At 65.5% G+C, this 21837-nt stretch carries 22 protein-coding genes and 2 tRNA genes; 3 read left to right on the top strand and 21 right to left on the bottom strand.

Features of this window, described 5'->3' with window-relative positions; translation table 11 throughout:
• The 17 genes from nuoL to ACILQR_RS06085 form a co-directional block, all read right to left on the bottom strand.
• Complete coding sequence (gene nuoL, locus ACILQR_RS06165; RefSeq protein WP_395650599.1) at positions 1-2088, bottom strand: NADH-quinone oxidoreductase subunit L; 2088 nt, start codon at positions 2086-2088, stop codon at positions 1-3.
• 8 nt (positions 2089-2096) lie between these two features.
• Positions 2097-2405, bottom strand: coding sequence for an NADH-quinone oxidoreductase subunit NuoK (gene nuoK / locus ACILQR_RS06160; protein ID WP_271143722.1), 309 nt, complete (start codon positions 2403-2405; stop codon positions 2097-2099).
• Positions 2405-3031, bottom strand: coding sequence for an NADH-quinone oxidoreductase subunit J (locus tag ACILQR_RS06155; RefSeq protein ID WP_395650591.1), 627 nt, complete (start codon positions 3029-3031; stop codon positions 2405-2407). Before ACILQR_RS06155 ends, nuoK begins: the two co-directional genes overlap by 1 nt.
• Positions 3032-3101: 70 nt before the next feature.
• Entirely contained in the window at positions 3102-3593 is a 492-nt protein-coding gene (nuoI, locus tag ACILQR_RS06150) for an NADH-quinone oxidoreductase subunit NuoI (RefSeq protein ID WP_271143720.1), read from the bottom strand.
• 307 nt (positions 3594-3900) lie between these two features.
• Positions 3901-4965 carry an NADH-quinone oxidoreductase subunit NuoH gene (nuoH, locus tag ACILQR_RS06145; RefSeq protein WP_395650590.1) on the bottom strand — a complete coding sequence of 355 codons (1065 nt, stop codon included), beginning with the start codon at positions 4963-4965 and terminating at the stop codon, positions 3901-3903.
• 3 nt (positions 4966-4968) lie between these two features.
• Complete coding sequence (gene nuoG / locus ACILQR_RS06140; RefSeq protein ID WP_395650589.1) at positions 4969-7017, bottom strand: NADH-quinone oxidoreductase subunit NuoG; 2049 nt, start codon at positions 7015-7017, stop codon at positions 4969-4971.
• On the bottom strand, positions 7017-7517 hold the full coding sequence (locus tag ACILQR_RS06135; protein ID WP_395650588.1) for a hypothetical protein: 501 nt from the start codon (positions 7515-7517) through the stop codon (positions 7017-7019). The genes nuoG and ACILQR_RS06135 overlap by 1 nt, the downstream gene beginning before the upstream one ends.
• Positions 7514-8275, bottom strand: coding sequence for a GDSL-type esterase/lipase family protein (locus ACILQR_RS06130; protein ID WP_395650587.1), 762 nt, complete (start codon positions 8273-8275; stop codon positions 7514-7516). Before ACILQR_RS06130 ends, ACILQR_RS06135 begins: the two co-directional genes overlap by 4 nt.
• Before the next feature lie 5 nt (positions 8276-8280).
• The gene (gene nuoF / locus ACILQR_RS06125; RefSeq protein ID WP_395650586.1) at positions 8281-9594 is read right to left on the bottom strand and encodes an NADH-quinone oxidoreductase subunit NuoF; all 1314 of its coding nucleotides are present in this window, start codon (positions 9592-9594) and stop codon (positions 8281-8283) included.
• 2 nt (positions 9595-9596) lie between these two features.
• On the bottom strand, positions 9597-9863 hold the full coding sequence (locus ACILQR_RS06120) for a hypothetical protein (protein WP_395650585.1): 267 nt from the start codon (positions 9861-9863) through the stop codon (positions 9597-9599).
• Complete coding sequence (gene nuoE / locus ACILQR_RS06115; RefSeq protein ID WP_395650584.1) at positions 9860-10522, bottom strand: NADH-quinone oxidoreductase subunit NuoE; 663 nt, start codon at positions 10520-10522, stop codon at positions 9860-9862. The genes ACILQR_RS06120 and nuoE overlap by 4 nt, the downstream gene beginning before the upstream one ends.
• Positions 10519-10917, bottom strand: coding sequence for a hypothetical protein (locus ACILQR_RS06110; RefSeq protein WP_395650583.1), 399 nt, complete (start codon positions 10915-10917; stop codon positions 10519-10521). The genes nuoE and ACILQR_RS06110 overlap by 4 nt, the downstream gene beginning before the upstream one ends.
• Positions 10914-11249, bottom strand: coding sequence for a hypothetical protein (locus ACILQR_RS06105; RefSeq protein WP_395650582.1), 336 nt, complete (start codon positions 11247-11249; stop codon positions 10914-10916). Before ACILQR_RS06105 ends, ACILQR_RS06110 begins: the two co-directional genes overlap by 4 nt.
• Entirely contained in the window at positions 11249-12427 is a 1179-nt protein-coding gene (locus tag ACILQR_RS06100; protein ID WP_271147143.1) for an NADH-quinone oxidoreductase subunit D, read from the bottom strand. The genes ACILQR_RS06105 and ACILQR_RS06100 overlap by 1 nt, the downstream gene beginning before the upstream one ends.
• A 107-nt stretch (positions 12428-12534) precedes the next feature.
• A complete protein-coding gene (locus ACILQR_RS06095; protein WP_395650581.1) occupies positions 12535-13191 on the bottom strand; it encodes an NADH-quinone oxidoreductase subunit C in 657 nt (218 codons plus the stop codon).
• Positions 13188-13823, bottom strand: a complete 636-nt coding sequence (locus ACILQR_RS06090; protein ID WP_271143709.1) for an NADH-quinone oxidoreductase subunit B family protein — start codon at positions 13821-13823, stop codon at positions 13188-13190. Before ACILQR_RS06090 ends, ACILQR_RS06095 begins: the two co-directional genes overlap by 4 nt.
• The gene (locus tag ACILQR_RS06085) at positions 13793-14170 is read right to left on the bottom strand and encodes an NADH-quinone oxidoreductase subunit A (RefSeq protein WP_395650580.1); all 378 of its coding nucleotides are present in this window, start codon (positions 14168-14170) and stop codon (positions 13793-13795) included. The genes ACILQR_RS06090 and ACILQR_RS06085 overlap by 31 nt, the downstream gene beginning before the upstream one ends.
• Before the next feature lie 297 nt (positions 14171-14467).
• On the opposite strand from ACILQR_RS06085, the gene ACILQR_RS06080 reads away from it, so the two are divergent.
• Positions 14468-16123: an AbgT family transporter gene (locus ACILQR_RS06080; RefSeq protein WP_395650579.1), complete on the top strand. Its 1656-nt coding sequence runs from the start codon at positions 14468-14470 to the stop codon at positions 16121-16123.
• Positions 16124-16218: 95 nt separating this feature from the next.
• Positions 16219-16295 (top strand) — tRNA-Asp (locus ACILQR_RS06075).
• Between the two features lie 71 nt (positions 16296-16366).
• Here ACILQR_RS06075 and ACILQR_RS06070 read toward each other — a convergent pair.
• On the bottom strand, positions 16367-17611 hold the full coding sequence (locus tag ACILQR_RS06070; protein WP_395650598.1) for a glycosyltransferase: 1245 nt from the start codon (positions 17609-17611) through the stop codon (positions 16367-16369).
• Positions 17612-17906: 295 nt separating this feature from the next.
• Between ACILQR_RS06070 and ACILQR_RS06065 the strand changes: the two genes are divergently transcribed.
• Complete coding sequence (locus ACILQR_RS06065) at positions 17907-21083, top strand: autotransporter outer membrane beta-barrel domain-containing protein (protein ID WP_395650578.1); 3177 nt, start codon at positions 17907-17909, stop codon at positions 21081-21083.
• 3 nt (positions 21084-21086) lie between these two features.
• Here ACILQR_RS06065 and ACILQR_RS06060 read toward each other — a convergent pair.
• The 3 genes from ACILQR_RS06060 to ACILQR_RS06050 form a co-directional block, all read right to left on the bottom strand.
• A tRNA-Val gene (locus ACILQR_RS06060) sits at positions 21087-21160 on the bottom strand.
• 35 nt (positions 21161-21195) lie between these two features.
• Positions 21196-21471 carry an HU family DNA-binding protein gene (locus ACILQR_RS06055; protein WP_395650577.1) on the bottom strand — a complete coding sequence of 92 codons (276 nt, stop codon included), beginning with the start codon at positions 21469-21471 and terminating at the stop codon, positions 21196-21198.
• Between the two features lie 156 nt (positions 21472-21627).
• A partial coding sequence (locus ACILQR_RS06050) for a S16 family serine protease (protein ID WP_395650576.1) occupies positions 21628-21837 on the bottom strand: 210 nt, incomplete at its 5' end.

Genomic DNA, 21837 nt, shown 5'->3' with positions numbered 1-21837 from the left:
TCACGCTCCGAACGCATAGAGGGCGAAGGCGAGCAGACCGGCGACCCCGATCAGCATCACGAACGCATAGTGATAGACATAGCCGGACTGGACCTTGGCCAGGCGAGCGGCCGACTTCAGCGACGCCCAGGCCGCGCCGTTCGGACCCAGACCGTCGATCAGCTTGACGTCGCCGATCTTCCAGAACAGGTCGCCCAGCGCCTTGGCACCCTTGACGAAGACCGCGTCATACAGCTCGTCGAAATACCATTTGTTGTAGAGGAAGGCCCAGACCGGCGACCTGCCGTCGGCCCACCGCTTGGCCAGGCCTTCGCGAGCGACGTAGATCCAGAAAGCGACCGCGGCACCCAGCAGGGTGACGATCAACGGCGACCACTTCACCCAGGTCGGGACCTCGTGGCTGTCGTGCAGGACGTGGTTGCTTTCGCCCGTGAATATGGCACCGCGCCAGAACTCATGCTCGTGATGGCCGATGAAGTGAGGCGCGAACACGAGCCCCGCGAACACCGCCCCGATCGACAGCGCGATCAGCGGAACCAGCATGACCCACGGGCTCTCATGCGGCTTCAACGGGCCGTGATGGGCATGATCGTCGTGCGCATGGTCATCGTGCGCGTCAGGCTCGGAATGAGTCTCGAGCTGCGCCGGATGGGCCGCGTGGTCGTCATGCGCATGATGGTCGTCGTGCGCGTGTTCATCCTTCCACACCGGCTTGTTGTGGAAGGTCATGAAAATCAGCCGCCACGAATAGTAGCTGGTCAGAAGCGCCGCCGAGATGCCGATGAAGAAGGCGAAATAGCCGGCCGGCGAATGGCCGCTGGTCGCTGCCGCGTAAGCCGACTCGATGATCGAATCCTTGGAATAGAAGCCGGCGAAACCGCCGACGCCGGGCAGGCCCAGGCCGGTGATGGCGATCGTGCCGATGACCATGACGGCATAGGTCACGGGCAGCAGCTTCCACAGCCCGCCCATCTTCCGCATGTCCTGCTCGTGATGCATCCCGTGGATCACCGAGCCGGCACCGAGGAACAAAAGGGCCTTGAAGAAGGCGTGGGTAAACAGGTGGAACATCGCCCCCTGATAGGCACCGACGCCCGCCGCGAAGAACATATAGCCCAGCTGCGAACAGGTCGAATAGGCGATAACCCGCTTGATGTCGTTCTGCATCATGCCGACCGTTGCGGCGAAGATGGCCGTGATCGCGCCGGTGATGGCCACGATGAGCGAGGCCGTCGGGGCGTATTCGAAGATCGGGCTGAGCAGGCAGACCATGTACACCCCGGCCGTGACCATGGTCGCGGCGTGGATCAGGGCCGACACCGGCGTCGGGCCCTCCATGGCGTCGGGTAGCCAGGTGTGCAGGAAGAACTGGGCCGACTTGCCCATGGCCCCGATGAACAGGAGCAGGGCCGCCAGATCGATCGCCGACCAGTCATGGCCGATGAAGTTCCAGGTCGTGCCAGCCTTGGCGGCGATCATCGGGAACAGTTCGGCGAACTGGATCGTGCCGAACATCCAGAAGACGGTGATGATGCCGAGCGCGAAGCCGAAGTCGCCGACGCGATTGACCACGAAGGCCTTGATGGCGGCGGCGGAGGCGGTTGGCTTCTTGTACCAGAAACCGATCAGCAGATAGGACGCCAGCCCCACCCCTTCCCAGCCGAAGAACAGCTGCATGAAGTCGGCGGCGGTGACGAGCGCCAGCATGGCGAAGGTAAACAGCGACAGATAGGCGAAGAAGCGCGGCCGCGAGTCGTCCTCGGCCATATAGCCCCAGCTGTACAGGTGGACGAGCGAGGACACGCTGGTGACCACGACCAGCATGGTCGCTGACAGCGCATCGACGCGGATCGACCAGACCGACTGGAAATCGCCCACGGTGATGAAAGGCGCGAGCTGGACGGTGAAGGCCTCCATATGCCCCCAGGTCCAGTTGCCGAAGATGATCCAAGCGACAGCGCAACTGAAGAACAGCAGGCCTGTCGTGATGGTCTGGGAGACGATATCGCCCAGACGACGGCCGAAGAAGCCGACGATGGCGGCGCCAAGCAGAGGGGCGAAGACGCCGAGGGTGACGAGCAGGTGCAGGTCCACGATCAGCCCTTCATTACGGAGGCGTCGTCCACGGCGATGTCGCCGCGGTTACGGAAGAAGGTCACCAGGATAGCCAGGCCCACGGCGGCCTCGGCGGCGGCGACGGTCAGCACGAACATCGCCATGATCTGCCCCTGTACGTCGTGCAGATAGGCCGAGAAGGCGACGAAATTGATGTTCACAGCCAGCAGGATCAGTTCGATCGACATCAGGATGACGATCACGTTCTTGCGGTTCACGAAGATGCCGAACACCCCGATGGTGAACAGCATGGCCGCGACGATCAGATAGGATTGCAGCGAGACGACCATCAGATCAGATCCTCGGAGGTGACGCCCGCGCCGGTCTGGGCGCCCTTGATTTCTATGGCGGTCTTGGCGTCGCGGTTGACCTGGACGTGGATGTTCTGGCGACGCACGCCCGGCTTGTGCCGCAGGGTCAGGACGATGGCCCCGATCATGGCGATCAGCAGCACGATCCCGGCCGCCTGGAAGAAGTAGATGTAGTCGGTATAGAGCACCCGCCCGATCGTCTCGATGTTGGACGTCTCGGGCGTCGCGGCCATCAGCGCGGTCGCATCGGCCGCCGCCCCGCCCGAGATCACCGCCGCCGAGATCAGGATCATCTCGAACAGCAGGATGCCGGCAATGATCACCGCAATCGGCAGGTATTTCGCGAACCCTTCACGCAGCCGCACGAAGTCGACGTCCAGCATCATGACGACGAACAGGAACAGCACCGCCACGGCCCCGACGTAGACGACGACCAGCAGCATGGCCAGGAACTCGGCCCCCAACAGCACGAACAGACCCGCCGAGGAGAAGAAGGCCAGGATCAGGAACAGGACGCTATGCACGGGATTGCGCGCGGTCACGACCAGAAGGCCCGAGACCACGGCGACCGTCGCCAGCAGATAGAAGGCTATGCCTTGCAGCATGGTGGGCCGACGCCCCTTTCCGTCCTGAACCGCGATCGGTGAATCGCAGTGTCGTTAAGCGAGACGCGCCTTAGCGGTAAGGCGCGTCCAGTTCCAGATTCTTCGCGAGTACCCGCTCCCAGCGGTCGCCGTTATCGAGCAGTCGCTGCTTGTCGTAGAGGAGTTCCTCGCGAGTCTCGACGCTGAACTCCTGGTTCGGCCCCTCGACGATGGCGTCCACCGGGCAGGCCTCCTGGCACAGGCCGCAGTAGATGCATTTGGTCATGTCGATGTCGTAGCGGGTCGTCCGGCGGCTGCCGTCCTCGCGCGGTTCGGCCTCGATGGTGATCGCCTGGGCCGGGCAGATGGCCTCGCACAGCTTGCAGGCGATGCAGCGTTCTTCGCCGTTGGCGTAACGGCGCAGGGCGTGTTCGCCCCGGAAACGCGGCGACTGGGGATTGCGCTCGAACGGATAGTTGACCGTCATCTTGGGACGGAACATCTCGCGCGTCGTCAGGCCGATGGCGCCGACGATGTCCAGCATCATCGCGCCCTTCGCCGTCTGGATCAGGCGTTTCAGCATCAGAAATCGCTCCAGGAAATCAGGCACGAGCCGTCGGGGTAGGTCTCAAGCACTTGAGAATGCAGACCAAGCTCAGAGCCATCGCATTGCCTTGGATTGCGAGAGACCGACCGCCCACTCTGGCAAGCGCCGCTGACGGGCTGACGCTTGGTCTCGGCGAGACACTGAGCGCGCTGGCGAGCCGCGTCGCGCTCGATGCGCTCTTGCCGTTGTTGCCAGCCGTAAACGGACGTCGGCTCCGCCTCGTACGGGGGCGGCAAACAGGCAGCGGTGCTTGCGCAAATGGTGGCGACGGCGACCATCCGGATCACGCCCCCACCACGAAGACACGCCAGGCCGACACGCCCACCACGGCCAGCAACGACGTGGGCAGGAAGATCTTCCAGCCCAGCCGCATCAGCTGGTCGTAGCGGTAACGGGGCACGAAGCCCTTCACCATGGAGATCGCGATGAACACGACGACGATCTTGGTGAACAGCGTCAACAGATAGATCGCATATTCCAGCCAGACCGGCAGGGCGTCGATCCAGGCCTGTGACACTCCCGGATTCCAGCCCCCGAAGAACAGGATCGAGATCATCGCACACATGAAGATGATGTTGACGTACTCGCCCATCATGAACAGCAGGTACGGGGTCGAGGAGTATTCGACCTGATAGCCGGCGACGAGTTCGGACTCGGCCTCGGGCAGGTCGAACGGGGGCCGGTTAGTCTCGGCCAGGGCCGAGATGAAGAAGATGATGGCCATCGGGAACATGATGACGATCAGCGGCAGGGTATCGAGCCCGCCACCGAAGGCGAACCAGTTCCAGATCCAGCCCTCTTGCTGGATCACGATCTCCGACAGGTTCATCGTCCCGGCCAGCAGGATGACGTTGACGATGACCAGGCCGATCGAGACCTCGTACGACACCATCTGCGCCGCCGACCGCAGCGAGCCCAGGAACGGATATTTCGAGTTCGACGCCCAGCCGCCCATGATGATGCCGTAGACGCCCAGCGAACTGATGGCGAAGACGTACAGGATGCCGACGTTCAGGTCGGAGATGACCCACCCCGGCGCGAACGGGATCACCGCCCAGACGATGAAGGCCGTGATCACGGTGATCACCGGGGCCAGCAGGAAGACGCCCTTGTCGGCCCCGGCCGGCACGACGACCTCCTTGAGCACGAACTTTATCATGTCGGCGAAGGACTGCAGCAGGCCGAAGGGGCCCACGACGTTGGGGCCTTTGCGCATCTGGATGCCCGCCCAGATCTTGCGGTCTGCGAGCAGCAGGAAGGCCACGGCGATCAGCACGCCGACCGTCACCAGCAGCACGGCACCGGTGGTCATCAGGAACCAGCCGAGGGGGGAGGACCAGAAATCCATGACTTACTCCGCCGCCATCGCCGCAGCCGGTGCGATCCGCAGGGCGGACAGCTCGGCCATCGTCGCGCTGGCGCGCGCGATCGGGTTGTTGAGGTAGGGGTCGCTGACCGCCGAGACGAACAGCGTGTCGCCCAGATCGCCCTTCACGCCCAGCTTCGAAGGATCGAAGACGGCAGGCGTCGGCAGATAGTCGATGCGGCCGAAGGTCGGGTGGTCGGCCATCAGCCTGGTGCGCAGCTGGTCCAAAGTGTCGAACGGCAGCTTGTGGCCCACCCGCTCGGACAGGGCGCGCAGGATGGCCCAGTCTTCCTTGGCGTCGCCCTTGGGGAAGACGACCCGTTCGGCCATCTGAACCCGGCCCTCGGTGTTGACGTAGATCCCCGACTTTTCGGTATAGGCCGCGCCCGGCAGGATGACGTCGGCGCCGTGGGCCCCGTTGTCGCCGTGGCTACCCAGATAGACCCGGAAGGCGTTCGACGCCGTCGAGTTGACCTCGTCGGCCCCCAGCAGGAACAGCACGTCCAGGGCGTCGGGCTTCAGCATCTCGGCGACCGTCAGACCGCCATCCGCCGGCACGAAGCCCATGTCGAGACCGGCCACGCGCGATGCCGCGTGGTGCAGGACGTTGAACCCGTTCCAGCCTTCGCCGATCACGCCGACCTTTTTGGCCAGGGTACCCAGGGCGTTCAGCACCGCCGCCCCGCCCTCGCCCGCCAGGGCCCCGCCGCCGACGATGATCGCGGGACGTTCGGCCTTGGTCAGGGCGTCCAGCGCCGCCTTGGGCAGCTTCGCCAGGGTCTTCGATCCGGCACCCAGATAGGCATACGGATAGGTCAGGTCCGCCTGTTCGCCGATCAGGGCGATCTCGGCGTGGCCCGACAGCCAGATCTTGCGCAGACGGGTGTTCAGCAGCGCGCCTTCCGTCCGGGGGTTGACCCCGACCAGCAGTACATAGTCCGCCGCCTCGATGCCCCGGAGCCCTGAGTTGAAGAGCCAGCTCTCGCGCGGGCCATACCCCAGCGACGACCCGTCCTGACGGCAATCCGTATTGGCTGAACCCAGCGCGCGGAACAGGTCCAGCGTCGCCTTCATCGACTCCGCGTCCTGAAGGTCGCCCGCGATGGCACCGATCCGGTTCGCCGGAGCCGCCTTCAGCTTCGCAGCGACAACCGACAACGCCTCGTCCCACGACGCGGCGCGCAGCTTGCCGTTCTCACGCACGTAAGGCCGGTCCAGACGGCGTTTCTGCAGGCCGTCGACGACATAGCGGCTCTTGTCGGTCAGCCACTCCTCGTTGATGCCTTCATTGACGCGCGGCAGGATGCGCATCACCTCAGCACCCTTGGCATCGGCGCGGATATTGGCACCGAGGGCGTCCATGACGTCGATGGTCTCGGTCTTCTTCAGTTCCCACGGGCGATAGTGGAACTGCCACGGCCGGTGCGTCAGGGCACCGACGGGGCACAGGTCGTTGACGTTGCCCGACAGCTCGCTGTCGATGTTCTTTTCCAGATAGGTCGTGATCTCGGCGTCTTCGCCACGGCTGATCATGCCGATGTCCGGCACGCCCGCCACTTCACTGATGAAGCGAACGCAGCGGGTACACTGGATGCAGCGGGTCATGAAGGTCTTAACGGTCGGGCCCATGGCCTTTTCCTCGACCGCGCGCTTGTTCTCGGAATAGCGCGAGCCGTCGCGGCCATAGCCGACCGACTGGTCCTGCAGGTCGCATTCGCCGCCCTGGTCGCAGATCGGGCAGTCGAGCGGATGGTTGATGAGCAGGAACTCCATCACCCCTTCACGCGCCTTCTTCACCATCGGCGTGTCGGTGAAGATCATCTGGCCCTCGGCGGCCGGAAGGGCGCAGGACGCCTGAGGCTTCGGCGGTCCGGGCTTCACCTCGACAAGGCACATGCGACAGTTGCCGGCGATCGACAGCCGCTCGTGATAGCAGAAGCGCGGAATCTCGGCACCCGCGCGCTCGGCGACCTGAAGCACGGTCATGCCGGCTTCGAATTCGACGTCTACGCCGTTGACCTTGGCGACGGGCATCAGCGAGCCTCTTCCTGAACCGCGACGGCGTATTCGTCCGTCGAGATCGTCCCATCCGGGAGGGTTGTCGTGACCGTGACCGCCGCGTCGTCGAGGACGAAACGGACCACGGGGTCGCCGGACTGGTTCATCCAGCGGTTCTGTTCGGCTACCGGTCGATCGACCGGTTTCCATGTGATCAGGTCGCCGTCGGCCCGGCACTGAGCCCGCATCCGGCCGCCGTCGACCGGGGCCCGCCAGGACGCGTTGACGACCGAGCCTTCAAGGCTATCGACCTGGACTGCATCTACATCCTGACCGTGGACCGACGCCAGCCCGGCGCGACATGCACGACGCAAATCGGCGGCAGACAGAGGCCCCTGAGAGGGGCTGGCCACCGCATCGCTGACCGGAACCGTAGCGGACACCCGTCCAGCCGGCGTCGGCGCAGGTTCGGGCGGAGCCTCGCAGCCTGCGAGGACCAGTCCGACTGGCAGGACCATGGCGTGGGCGCGCATCATCCGCATCGCCCCTCGCCCGTCAGGCACCCGCCGACGACCGATAGCCACCGCTGATAGCCCTGGCCGGTCAGGTGCAGGTCGTCGATCGTATAGGCCGGGTTCAGCCGGTCGCCGCTCAGCAGGGGCGTATAGACATCGATGTATCGGGCGCCACGCGCCGTTGCGATCGCAGACAGCTGCGTGTTCAGATCCTCGATCCGCTCACGGAACTCGGGCTGACGCGGCATGACCGACTGAACGTAGATTTCAGCCGTCGGCAGTTCGGTCCTGAAGCGGGCGACCAGGGCATCGACGTTGGCCGCGATGTCGGCCGGTGTCTGCTCATAGCTGGCCAGGTCGTTGGTGCCGATCAGGATGAATATCTTGGCCGGGCGCGTCGCGATGATCTGGCCGGCGCGGCCCAGCAGACCAAAGCTGGTGTCGCCGCCGATGCCCCAGTTGCGGATGTTGCGGCCCGGAAAGGCCTCGCTCCAGCGGAAGCCGTCGGTGATGCTGTCGCCCACCATGGCGATGCCGCCCGGCTGGGGCGGCAGGATGGCGAACTGGGTCACATGATCCACATAGGAGCCGTTGATCCAGCTGCCCGGTGCGAACTGGCCCGGTTGGGTCACGCCGACGGCAGCGGCGGTCGGACGCTGGGCGGAGAAGGGATCGACGACCTGAACGGCGGCAGCGGCGGGCGGAGCGCTGGTGGCGCACGCGCTCAACAGGGCGACCAGGCACCCCGTCAAAGCCAGCCGTCCAAGGATCGAAGCCAAGCCCGTTACTCCGCCGCGATCGCGTGGCCGGCGAAGTTCGCGCGGCGGGTGCGGTAGGTCTGGATGCGGTCCTCGATCTCGTGGCGGAAATGCCGGATCAGACCCTGGACCGGCCAGGCGGCGGCGTCGCCAAGCGCGCAGATGGTGTGGCCCTCGACCTGGGAGGCGACGTCGAGCAGCAGGTCGATCTCGGACGGATCGGCCTCGCCCACGGCCATGCGTTCCAGCACGCGCCACATCCAGCCGGTGCCTTCGCGGCAAGGCGTACATTGGCCGCAGCTCTCGTGCTTGTAGAAATAGCTGATGCGGGCGATCGCCTTCACTAGGTCGGTGTCGCTGTCCATGACGATGACGGCGGCGGTGCCCAGGCCCGACTTCATGTCGCGCAGACTGTCGAAGTCCATCAGCGCCGTCTCGGACATCTCGCGCGTGATCAGGGGCACGGAGACCCCGCCCGGGATCACGGCCTTCAGATTGCCCCAGCCGCCGCGAACGCCGCCGCAATGGTCTTCCAGAAGCTGGCGCAGCGGGATCGACATCGCCTCTTCGACATTGCACGGCTTATTCACGTGGCCGCTGATCGACATCAGCTTGGTGCCGGTGTTGTTAGCCCGGCCGAAGCCCGCGAACCAGTCGGCCCCGCGACGCAGGATCGTGCCCACCACCGCGATCGACTCGACGTTGTTCACCGTGGTCGGGCAGCCGTAGAGGCCTGCGCCGGCCGGGAACGGCGGCTTCAGGCGCGGCTGGCCCTTCTTGCCTTCGAGGCTCTCCAGCAGGGCCGTCTCTTCGCCGCAGATGTAGGCACCCGCGCCATGGTGGATGTAGACGTCGAAGTCCCAGCCGTGGACGTTGTTCTTGCCGATCAGCCTGGCCTCGTAGGCCTGCTTGACCGCCGCCTCCATGCGCTCGCGTTCCAGCACATACTCGCCGCGCAGATAAATGTAGCAGGCGTGGGCCTGCATCGCGAAGGAGGCGATCAGGCAGCCTTCGATCAGCAGGTGGGGATCATGACGCATGATCTCCCGGTCCTTGCAGGTGCCGGGCTCGGACTCGTCGGCGTTGACGACCAGATAGTGCGGCCGATCCTTCAGCTCCTTGGGCATGAAGGACCACTTCAGACCCGTCGAGAAGCCGGCACCCCCGCGTCCGCGCAGGCCCGAGTTCTTGACGTTGGTGATCAGCCAGTCCCGACCCATGGCCAGCATGTCGGCCGTGGCGTTCCAGCAGCCGCGATTCTTCGCCCCTTCGAGGCCCCAGTCCTGGAGCCCGTACAGGTTGGTGAAGATGCGGTCCTTGTCTTCGAGAATACCGACCATGTTCAGTTCAACTCCCGCAGACGACGGCGGTGATAGCGGGTGCGCAGGAAGATGGCGGTCAGCATCAGGGCCCAGCCGGCGGCAAGCGCGCCATAGCCCGCCAGTTGGACCGTGCCGGCCAGATCGCCGGCGCGAGTGGCCGCCCAGACCAGCACGGCCCCGACCAGCACCAGAGCAAAGCCGGCCAGGCGCTGCGTCCGGCCGACCGTGCGCAGTTCCGCCCGGTAGGCGGCGACGCGTTCCGCAGTTTCGGTGTCGGACGACGTCATGCCAGCACCGGATCGCTGTTCGGCAGCTTGGTGATCGGCTTGGCCGCCGAGCCGTCGTACAGTTTCGGCTCGGTCAGGGTCAGCGCCCCGCCCTCGGGCGCCGAGTTGATGCGGTCAACGCGCGGCCCGGGCTTGGACGACTTGCCGGCGGCAAAGTCGTCGATGATCTGGTTCATATCCGAGGCCGTCAGGTCCTCGAAATAGTAGTCGTTGACCATGGCCATCGGCGCATTGACGCAGGCCCCCAGGCACTCGACCTCTTCCCAGTAGAACTTGCCGTCGGCCGACAAGGTCTGTTTCGGACCGATCCGCTCCTTGCAGACCTTCATCAACTCGCCCGAGCCGCGCAGCATGCAGGGCGTGGTGCCGCAGACCTGGATCAGGGCGGCAGAGCCCACGGGTTCCAGCATGAACATGGTGTAGAAGGTCGCGACCTCCAGCACCCGGATATAGGCCATGCCCAGCAGGTCGGCGATGGCGCGCAGGGCGGGTTCGGAGACCCAGCCCTCCTGCTTCTGCACCAGCCACAGAATCGGGATTACTGCCGACTGACGGCGGTCGGCGGGGTATTTCTGGATCCACCAGTCACACTTGGCCTTCGTCGCCTTGGAGAAGGCGAAGGAGGCCGGCTGGACCTTTGCGAGACGACGCACGCTCATGCTCTACCCATCCAACGGTTCAGGCGCGCGCCCCAGACAGCCTTGCCGGCTTTCGAGAGGTCGCGGGAAAGCCAGGACAGCGGCGGCAGGAACCGCACGGCCAACTGGCTGATAAAGATGAAGCCGCTCATCCAGACGATCGAGCGCAGGTTCGCCTCCAGAAACCCCCTGCCCTCCGCCAGATAGCCCGCGCGATAGGCCCCGCGAACCAGCGTGATCCCCGCAATGCCGGGGGTGGCGATCACAGCGGACGCCAGGGCGAATTTCGCGTTGCCCATCAGTTCACGGCGACGCGGCGAGAAGAAGAACTGCACTGCGACGCCGAGCGTCAGCAGCACCGCGAATACGACGGCTTGCAGCACGGTAAAGTCGGGGGTCACGGCGAAGGCGCTCATCGGGGCGGAAACCGGTTCGCAGCCGTCAACCGCTCACGGGCCCGCTTCACCACCGGAAGCCAGAGCACGGCGAACGTCACCACCAGGATCAGGCCCCAGGCCCCCAGCCAGAACGGAGAGTCGTCCAGGGTGGTGAACGCCTTGAGGCTCAACATCACGCCGAGAGACAGCAGCGGGCTCAAGATCAGAAACTGGTCCTGCACGAACCCTCTGCGTCCACCGGGGTGACGTGAAATCTTGCTGTCCGTCGCACCGGCCAGGATGACGACGCCGAGCAGGGCCGCTCCGGCGAGCACGACGCAAATCACGACGAGAAAGGCGGACACCGACATTAGCGATCGACCTCGCCGAACACGATGTCCAGCGAGCCCAGGATCGCCGACACATCGGCCAGCTGGTGGCCGCGGTTCATCCAGTCCATAGCCTGGAGGTGACGGAAGCCGGGCGCCGAGATCTTGACGCGGTAGGGCTTGTTGGTGCCGTCGGACACGACATAGACGCCGAACTCGCCCTTGGGGGCCTCGACGGCGGCATAGACCTCGCCGGGCGGGGTCTTGAAGCCTTCTGTGTAGAGCTTGAAGTGATGGATCAGGGATTCCATCGACCGCTTCATCTCGCCACGACGCGGCGGAACGACCTTGTTGTCCTCGCTCATGACCGGCTCGCCGGGGCAGTTGCGCAGCTTGTGGATGCACTGCTCCATGATGTGGATCGACTGCTTCATCTCCTCGACGCGGCAGAGGTAACGATCCCAGCAGTCGCCGTTCTTGCCGACGACGATGTCGAACTCCAGGTCGGCATAGCATTCGTAGGGCTGCGACTTGCGCAGGTCCCACGGGATGTCCGAGCCGCGCAGCATGACGCCGGTGAAGCCCCACTCCAGCGCCTGCTGTTTCGACACCACGCCGATGTCGACGTTGCGCTGCTTGTAGATCCGGTTCTCGGTGACGAGATCCTCGATGTCCTTGAGCTTCTGCGGAAACTGGGCGCACCAGGCCGCGATGTCGTCGATCAGGGCCATCGGCAGATCCTGATGAACCCCGCCGGGCCGGAAATAGTTGGCGTGCAGCCGCGACCCGGAGGCCCGCTCGTAGAAGACCATCAGCTGTTCGCGCTGCTCGAACCCCCACAGCGGCGGCGTCAGGGCACCGACGTCCAGGGCCTGGGTCGTCACGTTCAGCAGGTGCGACAGGATGCGGCCGATTTCCGAGTACAGCACCCGGATCAACTGGGCGCGATACGGCACCTCAAGTTCCAGCAGCCGCTCGATGGCCAGGCAGAAGGCGTGTTCCTGGTTCATCGGCGCGACGTAATCGAGCCGGTCCAGATAGGGCACGTTCTGGAGGTAGGTGCGTGCCTCCATCAGCTTTTCGGTGCCGCGGTGCAGCAGGCCGATGTGCGGATCGACGCGCTCGACGATCTCGCCGTCGAGTTCCAGCACCAGGCGCAGCACGCCGTGGGCGGCCGGGTGTTGCGGGCCGAAATTGATCGTGAATTTCCGATCGTCCATCTCGCGCGCGTGCGCGGTCCGGCCGTCGATATGGCCCAGGTCGTCCTCGAACACGTCGAGCGAGGCCAAGTCGGGCGTGGCGTTCTGGATAGCGTGACCGTCGGCCATCAGACCTTGCCTCCCGACGGCGTGCCCGCCGAACCGACCGCCTTCTCGTCACCCGGCAGGACGGCGGCCGGATAGTCGGCGCCTTCCCAGGGGCTCAGGAAGTCGAAGTTGCGGTATTCCTGCGTCAGCTTGACGGGTTCATAGACCACCCGCTTCTGCTCCTCGTCGTACCGGACCTCGACATAGCCGGTCATCGGGAAGTCCTTGCGCAGCGGATGTCCCTGGAAGCCGTAATCCGTCAGCAGCCGGCGCATGTCGGGATGGCCGGAGAACAGCATGCCGTACATGTCGAACGCCTCGCGCTCGAACCATCCGGCGGACGGATAGGCCGGGATGGCGCTGGGCACAGGCGCGGTCTCGTCAGTCGAGACCTTGACCCGGACGCGCGCGTTCCGCGTCAGCGACAGCAGGTGATAGACGACCTCGAACCGCTCGGCGCGCTCAGGGTAATCGGCACCGCACAGGTCGATCAACTGCTGGAACCCGAACCGGTCGCGCAGATCGGTCAGCACCTCGACGATCCGGTCCCGGTGGCAGGTCAGGGTCAGCTCGCCAAAGGCGACGCTGGCGTCCACCTGCAGCTCTGCCACCATCTCCTGGCCCAGCGGCGTCAGCACGGCGGTGTTGGCCGCCACGGTCGCGAGATGCCCGCTCATCGGTCGATCGTCCCGGTGCGGCGAATCTTCTTCTGCAGCTGCAACAGCCCATAGACCAGCGCCTCCGCGGTCGGCGGACACCCGGGCACATAGACGTCAACCGGCACGATCCGGTCGCAACCGCGAACGACGCTGTAGCTGTAGTGGTAGTAGCCGCCGCCGTTGGCGCACGATCCCATGGACAGGACGTAGCGCGGGTCCGGCATCTGGTCGTAGACCTTGCGCAGGGCCGGAGCCATCTTGTTGGTCAGGGTGCCGGCGACGATCATCAGGTCGCACTGGCGTGGGCTGGCGCGCGGGGCCATGCCGAATCGTTCCAGGTCATAGCGCGGCATGGCGGCCTGGATCATCTCCACGGCACAGCAGGCCAGGCCGAACGTCATCCACATCAGCGAGCCGGTCCGGGCCCACTGGATGACGTCGTCGAGCGGTGCCGTCAGAAAGCCCTGCTCGGTGACCTCGGTATTGACCGCCTCGAAGAATTTGTCGTGCAGCTTGGGGTCATAGCCCTCGACGGTCGAGCGCGCGCCCTGGCCGTAGGGGCTCAGGACCGGCGATGCGCCGGTGTTGCCGCGGCCGATGATGGGCAGGTTGTTGTCCACTATTCCCACTCCAGCGCGCCCTTCTTCCATTCGTAGATGAAGCCCACGGTCAGCACGCCCAGGAAGACCATCATCGACCAGAAGGCGAAGATCATCCCGCCCCTGGAAAGGTCGAAGATCGACACGGCCCACGGAAACAGGAAGGCGACCTCAAGATCGAAGATGATGAACAGGATCGACACCAGATAGAACCGCACGTCGAACTTCATCCGCGCGTCGTCGAAGGCGTTGAACCCGCACTCATAGGCCGAAAGCTTCTCTGAATCGGGACTGGATGGTGCCATCACCAGGGCGGCGACGATGAACAGGACGCCGACGATCGCCGCGATCCCGATGAAGATCACGATCGGCAGGTACTGGAGCAGAAAAGCATTCATGGACGACGGGGCCTCGTGCGGCGATCCGCAGGCTGGGGAGGACGGCGGATTCGGCGCTTTCTAGACCCAAGATCGCCGCCGTTCAAACCCATGCGGCAAAAGGGATTTTCTTGAGAACGGTTCGCAGGAATTCCGACCCCTGGAACGCTGCCGACACCCTCTCGATTGCCGATCCTGACCCAGCGGCGACGGGATCAATGCTGCGACTGGATCGGATCGGCTCGATCGTGAATAGTGCCCAGGCATGCCGCGCGAGCCGCGCCAGCGCTTCACGGATCAACTGTTCGAGCCCGCCCCATGAGCGAGACCCCCTCCGACGTCCTGCCGCCCAACAAGGGCTTTCTCGGCTTTGTCGAGCGCACGGGAAACCGGCTGCCCGATCCCGTCTTCCTGTTCCTGTGGCTGATCGTGGGGCTGATCGGGCTCAGCATCGTCGGAGCCGGCCTGGGGTGGCAGGCGGTCAATCCGGTGACCGGCGACACCCTGATCGCACAGAGCCTGTTGTCGTCGGAGAACCTGGAGAAGCTGATCATCGGCATGCCCCGGACCCTGGCGGACTTTCCGCCGCTGGGGATCGTCATCACCATCATCTACGGGGCGGCGGTGGCGGAGCGCACCGGCCTGTTCACGACAGCCATTCGCGGTGCGTTGCTGAATGCGCCAAAACTGATCCTGACACCCGTCGTCGTGATCGTCGGCATGGTCTCGCACCACGCTTCGGACGCCTCCTATGTCGTGGTGATCCCGTTGGCCGCCGTGATCTTCGCCGCAGCCGGCCGTCATCCGCTGGCAGGGCTGGCCGCCGGATTCGCAGCCGTCTCCGGGGGCTATGCGGGCAATCTGTTCCCTGGCGCGTCAGACGCCCTGATCCTGGGGATCACCGAGCCCGCCGCCCATCTGATCGATCCGTCGTACCAAGTCAGCATCGCGGGCAACTGGTTCTTCATCATCGGGGTCGTGCTGGTCTTCACCCCCATCGTCTGGTTCATTACCGACCGGGTGATCGAGCCGCGCCTCGGTCGGTGGCTTCCGCCCGCAGGCGTCGCGCCGCCCGCCCAGGAAGAGCGAGAGCCCCTCACTGCGCTACAGAAGCGCGGCCTGGTGTTCGCCGGTCTGGCCCTGCTGGCCATGATCGCCCTGTGGGCCGTGATCACCGCCCTGCCCGGCTCGCCCTTCATCGACCCGGAGGCGGAGCCGGCCCAGAAATTCAATCCGCTGTACCGCTCGCTGGCCGCCTTCTTTGCGGTCAGCTTCTTCGTCACCGGCGCGGCCTTCGGCACCGGCGCGGGCACGATCCGCAGCCACCGCGATCTGGTGCGGATGATGGGCGAAGGCATAGCGGTGCTGGCCCCCTATATCGTGCTGGCCTTCTTCGCCGCCCATTTCGTGGCCATGTTCAACTGGTCGGGTCTGGGTCCCATCCTGGCCGTCAACGCGGCCGCGTCCTTGCGCGAACTGGCCATGCCGACGCCCCTGCTGCTGATCTCGGTGGTGCTGGTGTCGTGCTTCTTCGACCTGTTCATCGGGTCGGCCTCGGCCAAATGGTCGGCACTGGCTCCGATCGTAGTACCCATGTTCATGCTGCTGGGCATCAGCCCGGAGATGACCACCGCCGCCTATCGGATGGGCGATTCGGTCACCAATATCGCCACGCCCCTGATGAGCTACTTCCCCCTTATTCTAGCCTTCGCACAGCGGTGGGATCCCCGGTTCGGCCTGGGCTCGCTGATGGCCACCATGCTGCCCTATGCCGGGTCGTTCCTGGTGGCGGGTCTGATCATGGTTGCGGCCTGGGTGGCGCTGGACCTTCCGCTTGGGCCGGGCGTGGGTGTCCACTACGACGTGCCGGCCCCCGCCATCGCAGCGCAGCCCCCTGTCGATGGCGGAATCCTGGGTCCCGAAAGCCCGCCTCAACCCGCGGCCGCACCCGCGATCGCGGCCGCACAACGCTGATCGCGATTTTATGACGAAGGGTCGCTTGACAGTGCAAGCACCCCCCGCCTAAACGACGCCCCTCGCCGCGACGCACTGTCTTCGGGGCGAGGAATGCGGGTGTAGCTCAGTTGGTTAGAGTGCCGGCCTGTCACGCCGGAGGTCGCGGGTTCGAGTCCCGTCACTCGCGCCACTTCTCATGAAAATCGAAACGAGAAGTGGCGCGCCACCCCCTGCTGGCGGCGCGCCGGACCCTGTCCGCGCTCAGTGAACCGCCCAGGTCTCCGCCGGCTGGACGAACGCGCTCTGTCCGCTGACGTCGCCATAGACCATGCACAGGTCCTCGAAGACCCGGTTCCAGGCAAAGCGCTCGACCGTGTGGACACGCGCGGCCGCGCCGATGGCCTCGATGTCGCGCGCGAACAGGGCCTCGATAGCGGCGGCGTAATCGGTCGGGTCCGCCGAGGCTGCCAGCTGGCCCACGCTGTCGTTCACGGTCTCGGCGACGCCACCCGCATTCACCCCCACGACAGGACGGCCACAGGCCATGGCCTCCAGCACGATCAGGCCGAAGGGCTCCTTGTCGTTTGCGTGAACGAATGCGTCGCAGCTGGCGATGATCCGCGCGACCGCCCGTGGGTCGCGCTCATACGGCAGGGCTATGACCCGGTCCTCGGGCGGCATTCCGGTGCCGGCGCCGACCAGCACCAGATGATAGGGCGCGCCCAGTTTCTGGACCGCCTCGATCAGGACATCGATGTTCTTTTCCTTGGCCGGGCGACCTGCGAAGCACAGCAGCCGGGCATCCGCGCCGAGCCCCAGCCGCTTCAGCAGCCAGTCGCGGTCGCGCCGGTCGGGGCGGAATGTGTCGATCTCTACACCCAGAGGCCGGATGACGATATTGCCGACGCCGGCCTCGATCAGCCGTTCGGCAATGAATTTCGAGGGCGACACCACCCGATCGAATTGACCGAACAACTTGGCCCAGCGCCGCTCGACCGGCTTCTTGGCCCATTCGCCGAAATGCAGCGCGGCCAGACCTGCCGGGTCGGAGTGACAGAAGCCGACGACCGGGCAGCCCGCCCGCTGGCCTGCCTCGAGTGCGCCCTGCCCCGGCGTATAGGGATCGCCCGCCTCGATGATCGACGGCTTCAATGATGCGACCCATGCGCCCCAGCGCTTGACCGACGTGGGCCAACGGTAGCCGTCGCCGAAAGGCAGTTTGGTCGCGTGAAGCTTGACGATGCCGTCGGCGCCTGCGGAATGGGTAGCGCCCGGCACGACCAGCGAATGGGCGATCCCAGGTCGATTTGCCTCCAGCCAGGACTTCTTGGACAGCAGGTAGCGCTTCACCCCGCCCGAGCGCGGCGCATACAGCATGGTGGTGTCGACGAGGCGCGGACGCGGATCGTTGCTCGACGCCTTCAGGGCCCGCAAGGTGTCGGCGACCTCGTCATCGAATCCGGGAATCAGCCGCAGTTCGCTTTCCTGAACGTCGTGGTCGATCATGCTCACTGGGGGTGTCTCCGAAGGTCTCGGCTCGGCAACGCCTGGCCCTCGCTTTTGGATGCGTGCGGATGATTTACGCCTGACCATAAGCGCCCCTAGACCCAGCCACGGCCAAGCTCAAGAGGGCTTGGTTTGAGAGGGCGCGGTCGGCTGAGGTTCGGTCAGATGCTTTGAAACACGGTGTTCAGGCCTTGCAATCGCCTCAAATTCGCGAAACTTGAAGCATGCCGACGCGACCCCTGTTAGAGGGGCCACAGCGTTTGCGCGCGTCGTGTCCACAGGGGTCTTTTTCCGAATGCGTAAACTGCTCGCGACCGCCGCAGCGATCGCTCCGCTGCTGGTCGCTTCCGGGGCCAGCGCGGACGTCGTCATCTCGACCGTGCGCACCACGCCCATCCTGACCTCCAACGCCACCGGCACGGCGGCGGACAACATTCGTTTCAGCACCGGCGGCGGTTTGAACCTGACGTCCGGAACCGGCGTCACGATCGATTCCAACAATACGCTGACGGTCGATTCCGGGACCAATATCAACATCCAAAACTCGGCGGACGGCTCGATCGGCGTTCTGGTCAACGGCGGCGTGACCACCGGCGTGAACATCGCCGGCCAGATCCTGGTCAGCGACGGCCTGGGCGAATACCCCGACACCGACACCGACGGCGACGTTGACGGTCCATGGGCCACGGGTACGGGGCGCTACGGCATCCGACTGGCTGGAACCGGCGCTGTCACAGGCAACATCCTGTTGGACACCAGCGGCACGCTGCAGGTCGAGGGCAACAACTCGACCGGTATTGCGGTGGACACCGCCCTGATCGGCAATCTGAACAGCTACGGCACGCTGACGACCTTCGGCGACAACTCGTTCGGCGTCCGGACGACGGCCCCGATTACGGGCTCGGTCACACTCGACGGCACCATCAGCTCCAACGGCGGCGGGACCAGTGCGGTCGCCATCCAGGGCGATGTCAGCGGCCGTCTGACGCTCCAGGGTGCGATCACGTCGTCGGGCTATCGCTACAGGTCGCTCGGCACGGACGCCTTCGTCGCCAAGCTGGATGCCGACGACCTGCTCCAGGGCGGATCGACGGTGATCGTGGCCGGCAACGTCGGCGGCGGCGTGGTGTTCGACACCCAACCCACCGAGTCCGACAGCACCTCGAATGACGATGATGTCGATGGCCGCCTCGACAGCACCGAGGGCTCCGCCTCGATCACCAGCTTCGGCTCGGCACCGGCCGTAACGGTCGGTTCGACGACCCAGACGGTCACCCTGGGTGCCGTCGGCACGGGCGAGGCGGCCTATGGCTTCATCAACCGTGGCACCATCGTCGGCAACGGCGTCTATGCCAACATCGATTCCAACGCGGTACGGCTGGGCGTCACCGGTGGCCAGGCCGTGTCGATCGCCGGTGGCGTTCGCAACGACGGGACCCTCGGCACCCTGGCCAATGCGGCCAATGCCACGACCCTGCGCGTCGGGTCGGGCGTCACGACGCCGACCATCCTGAACAACGGCTTCATCACGGCCGCTGCGGCGACCGAGCTGGTCAACAGCGTCAACGCCGTGCGCATCGAGGCCGGTGCCAATGTCGCGACCCTGACCAACAACGGCAACATCCTGGCCACATCCGGTGGCGGCACCGCCAACCTGACCGCGATCCAGGACCTCAGCGGAACCCTGACGGCGGTGCTCAACACCGGCTCGCTCCAGGCCAATCTGGTCGCCAACGCGGCCGGCGCGCCCCTGACCGGCACGGCCATCGCGCTCGATGCCCGCGCCAATACGACCGGGGTCAACTTCACGCAGACAGGCGTGCTGAGCCCCACGGACAGCACCGCAGACGACACGGACAATGACGGCGTCGACGACGTCGATGAGCCGTTTACCCTGGGTGCCATCCTGCTCGGGTCCGGTGACGACGGCGTCAACATCAAGAACGGCCAGGTCAACAGCGACATCTCGTTCGGAGCCGGTGCGGATCAGCTCAACATCTCGGGCGGTGCCATTGTCCGCGGTGCCATCACCGATAGCGACGGCCGGCTCGCCATCGACATCGCCAACGGTACGCTCGAGGCCCAACAGGCGTCGCGAACGAACGTGACCAGCCTGAATGTCGGTGCGACCGGCACGCTTCTGGTCGGATTGAACGCCAGCACCGGAGCCAACGGCGGCTTCCGCGTCAACGGCGCCGCGAACCTGGCCAATGGCGCCAGCCTGGGCATCCGGTTCACGTCGCTGCTGCAGTCGCCGCAACGGTTCACGATCATCGACGCCGACACCCTGACCATCGGCACGCTGAACCAGACGGGCATCCAGACCAACTCGCCGTATCTGTATGTCGTCAGCGCAGGCGCGGATATCGCGGCTGCCGACGTCTATGTCGATGCACGTCGTCGTACCGCCTCCGAGGCCGGACTGATCCCGGTCGAGGCCTCGGCCTTCGACGTCATCTATGCCTCAATCGACGACAACAGCACCCTGCTGAACGCCTTCCTGGGCCAGACCACCCGCGAGGGCTTCATCGATCTGTACGAGCAAATGCTGCCCGATCACTCCGGGGGTCCGCTGCTGTCGCTGGCATCGGGCGTCGATGCGGTGACCCGCGCCCTGACCGGGCGCAACGCCTCTGCCGGCGTCGGCGAGACCAGCGCCTGGTTGCAGGAAATCAATTTCTACGCCGACAAGGACAAGACCGACACCTACGGCTTCCGTTCCGAGGGCTTCGGCGTCGCGGGCGGTATCGAGCGTGGCACCGGGTTCGGCGCCTTGGGCGTATCCCTGGCCTTCACCTCGTCCGACATCGAGGACCCGGAATCCGAGGCCGAGGAAGTCCTGTCGGCCAGCCTGGTCGAACTGGGCCTTTACTGGCGGGCCCAGGGCCGCAACTGGACGACCTGGGCGCGGGCTGCGGGGGGTTACGCCACCTTCGATTCGACCCGGTCGCTGGTCGCCGAGAACCTGTATCTGAACAACCAGTCGAGCTGGAACGGCTTCACCCTGGCCCTGGCCGGCGGTGCCTCCTACGAGCGGAACTTCGGGCGACTGAACATCCGGCCCGAGGTCTATGCCGAGTATTTCGGCCTGAGCGAGGACGCCCGTACCGAGACCGGCGGCGGTTCCGGCTTCGATCTCGAGATCGACGAACGGACGGGCCACATCTTCTCGACCGTGGCGGCGGTCAACGTCGGTTACGGCTTCGGCGAGAACGGCTGGATCCGGCCCGAGCTCCGTCTCGGCTGGCGTCAGAACGTCTCGGTCGATGCGGGCGAGACGATCGCGCGCTTCACCTCAGGCACGTCGAAATACACCCTGTCGCCCGCCTCAATCGAGGGTGGCGGTCCGCTGGCGGGCATCCGTCTGGCGGTCGGCAACGAGCTGGGCATGCTTTCGGTCAGCGCCGACGCCGAGATGATCGAGGACTACGTCCGCTACACCCTGCTGCTGCGGGCCAGCTTCCGGTTCTGACGGTAGGCGGCGACGGGTTCGAACCGCCGACCCTCTCGGTGTAAACGAGATGCTCTGACCAGCTGAGCTAGCCGCCCTTACCGTCGGGAGACGGCCTTGTGCCCTGTGCGGGTCAGCCGTTCAAGACGCTTTTCAGTCCCTCGCCGACACGGAACTTGGCCGTGCGGGAGGCTGGACGGGCGACGGCCTCGCCGGTGCGGGGGTTGCGGGCGACGCCGGCCTTGCGATCGACGGCGACGAAGGCCCCGAAGCCGGTCAGGCGGACGTCGTGACCCTGTCGCAGCGAATCCGTGACGCCGTCGGTGAAGGCCTCAAGCGCCAGCTTTGCCTGATCGCGGCTGATGTCGGCGGCGGCGGCCATGGCCGCGATCAGCTCGGTCTTGGTCATGCGAATGCCCTTCCTGCTCGGCACCTCGCAGCGCCGCATCTATCCCTGCCCCGGAGGAAACTAAGGGGCACTTTTAAGCTCGCGTCAAAAGGGAAACGCGGCCCGGGAGGGCCCGGACCGCGCTTTTCGTGCTTAACGCCCCGAAACGGGACAGCCTCAGTGGCTGACGACCGTCCCGTCAGACACGTTCGGAGCCGGGGCCGGGGTCAGGGGCTCGGCGACCTCGTCCCATTCGACGGGGGTCAGCGCGCCGACCAGGGCCCATTTCAACGCTTCGTCGGCGGTCGAGATCGGCACGATCTCCAGCGCGTTCTTCACATTGTCGGGCACGTCGGCCAGGTCCTTCTCGTTCTCCTGCGGGATCAG

Origin of the sequence: Brevundimonas sp. (assembly GCF_044239655.1) — a bacterium.
Taxonomy (GTDB): domain Bacteria; phylum Pseudomonadota; class Alphaproteobacteria; order Caulobacterales; family Caulobacteraceae; genus Brevundimonas.
This window is presented reverse-complemented; position numbering and strand designations above follow the sequence as displayed.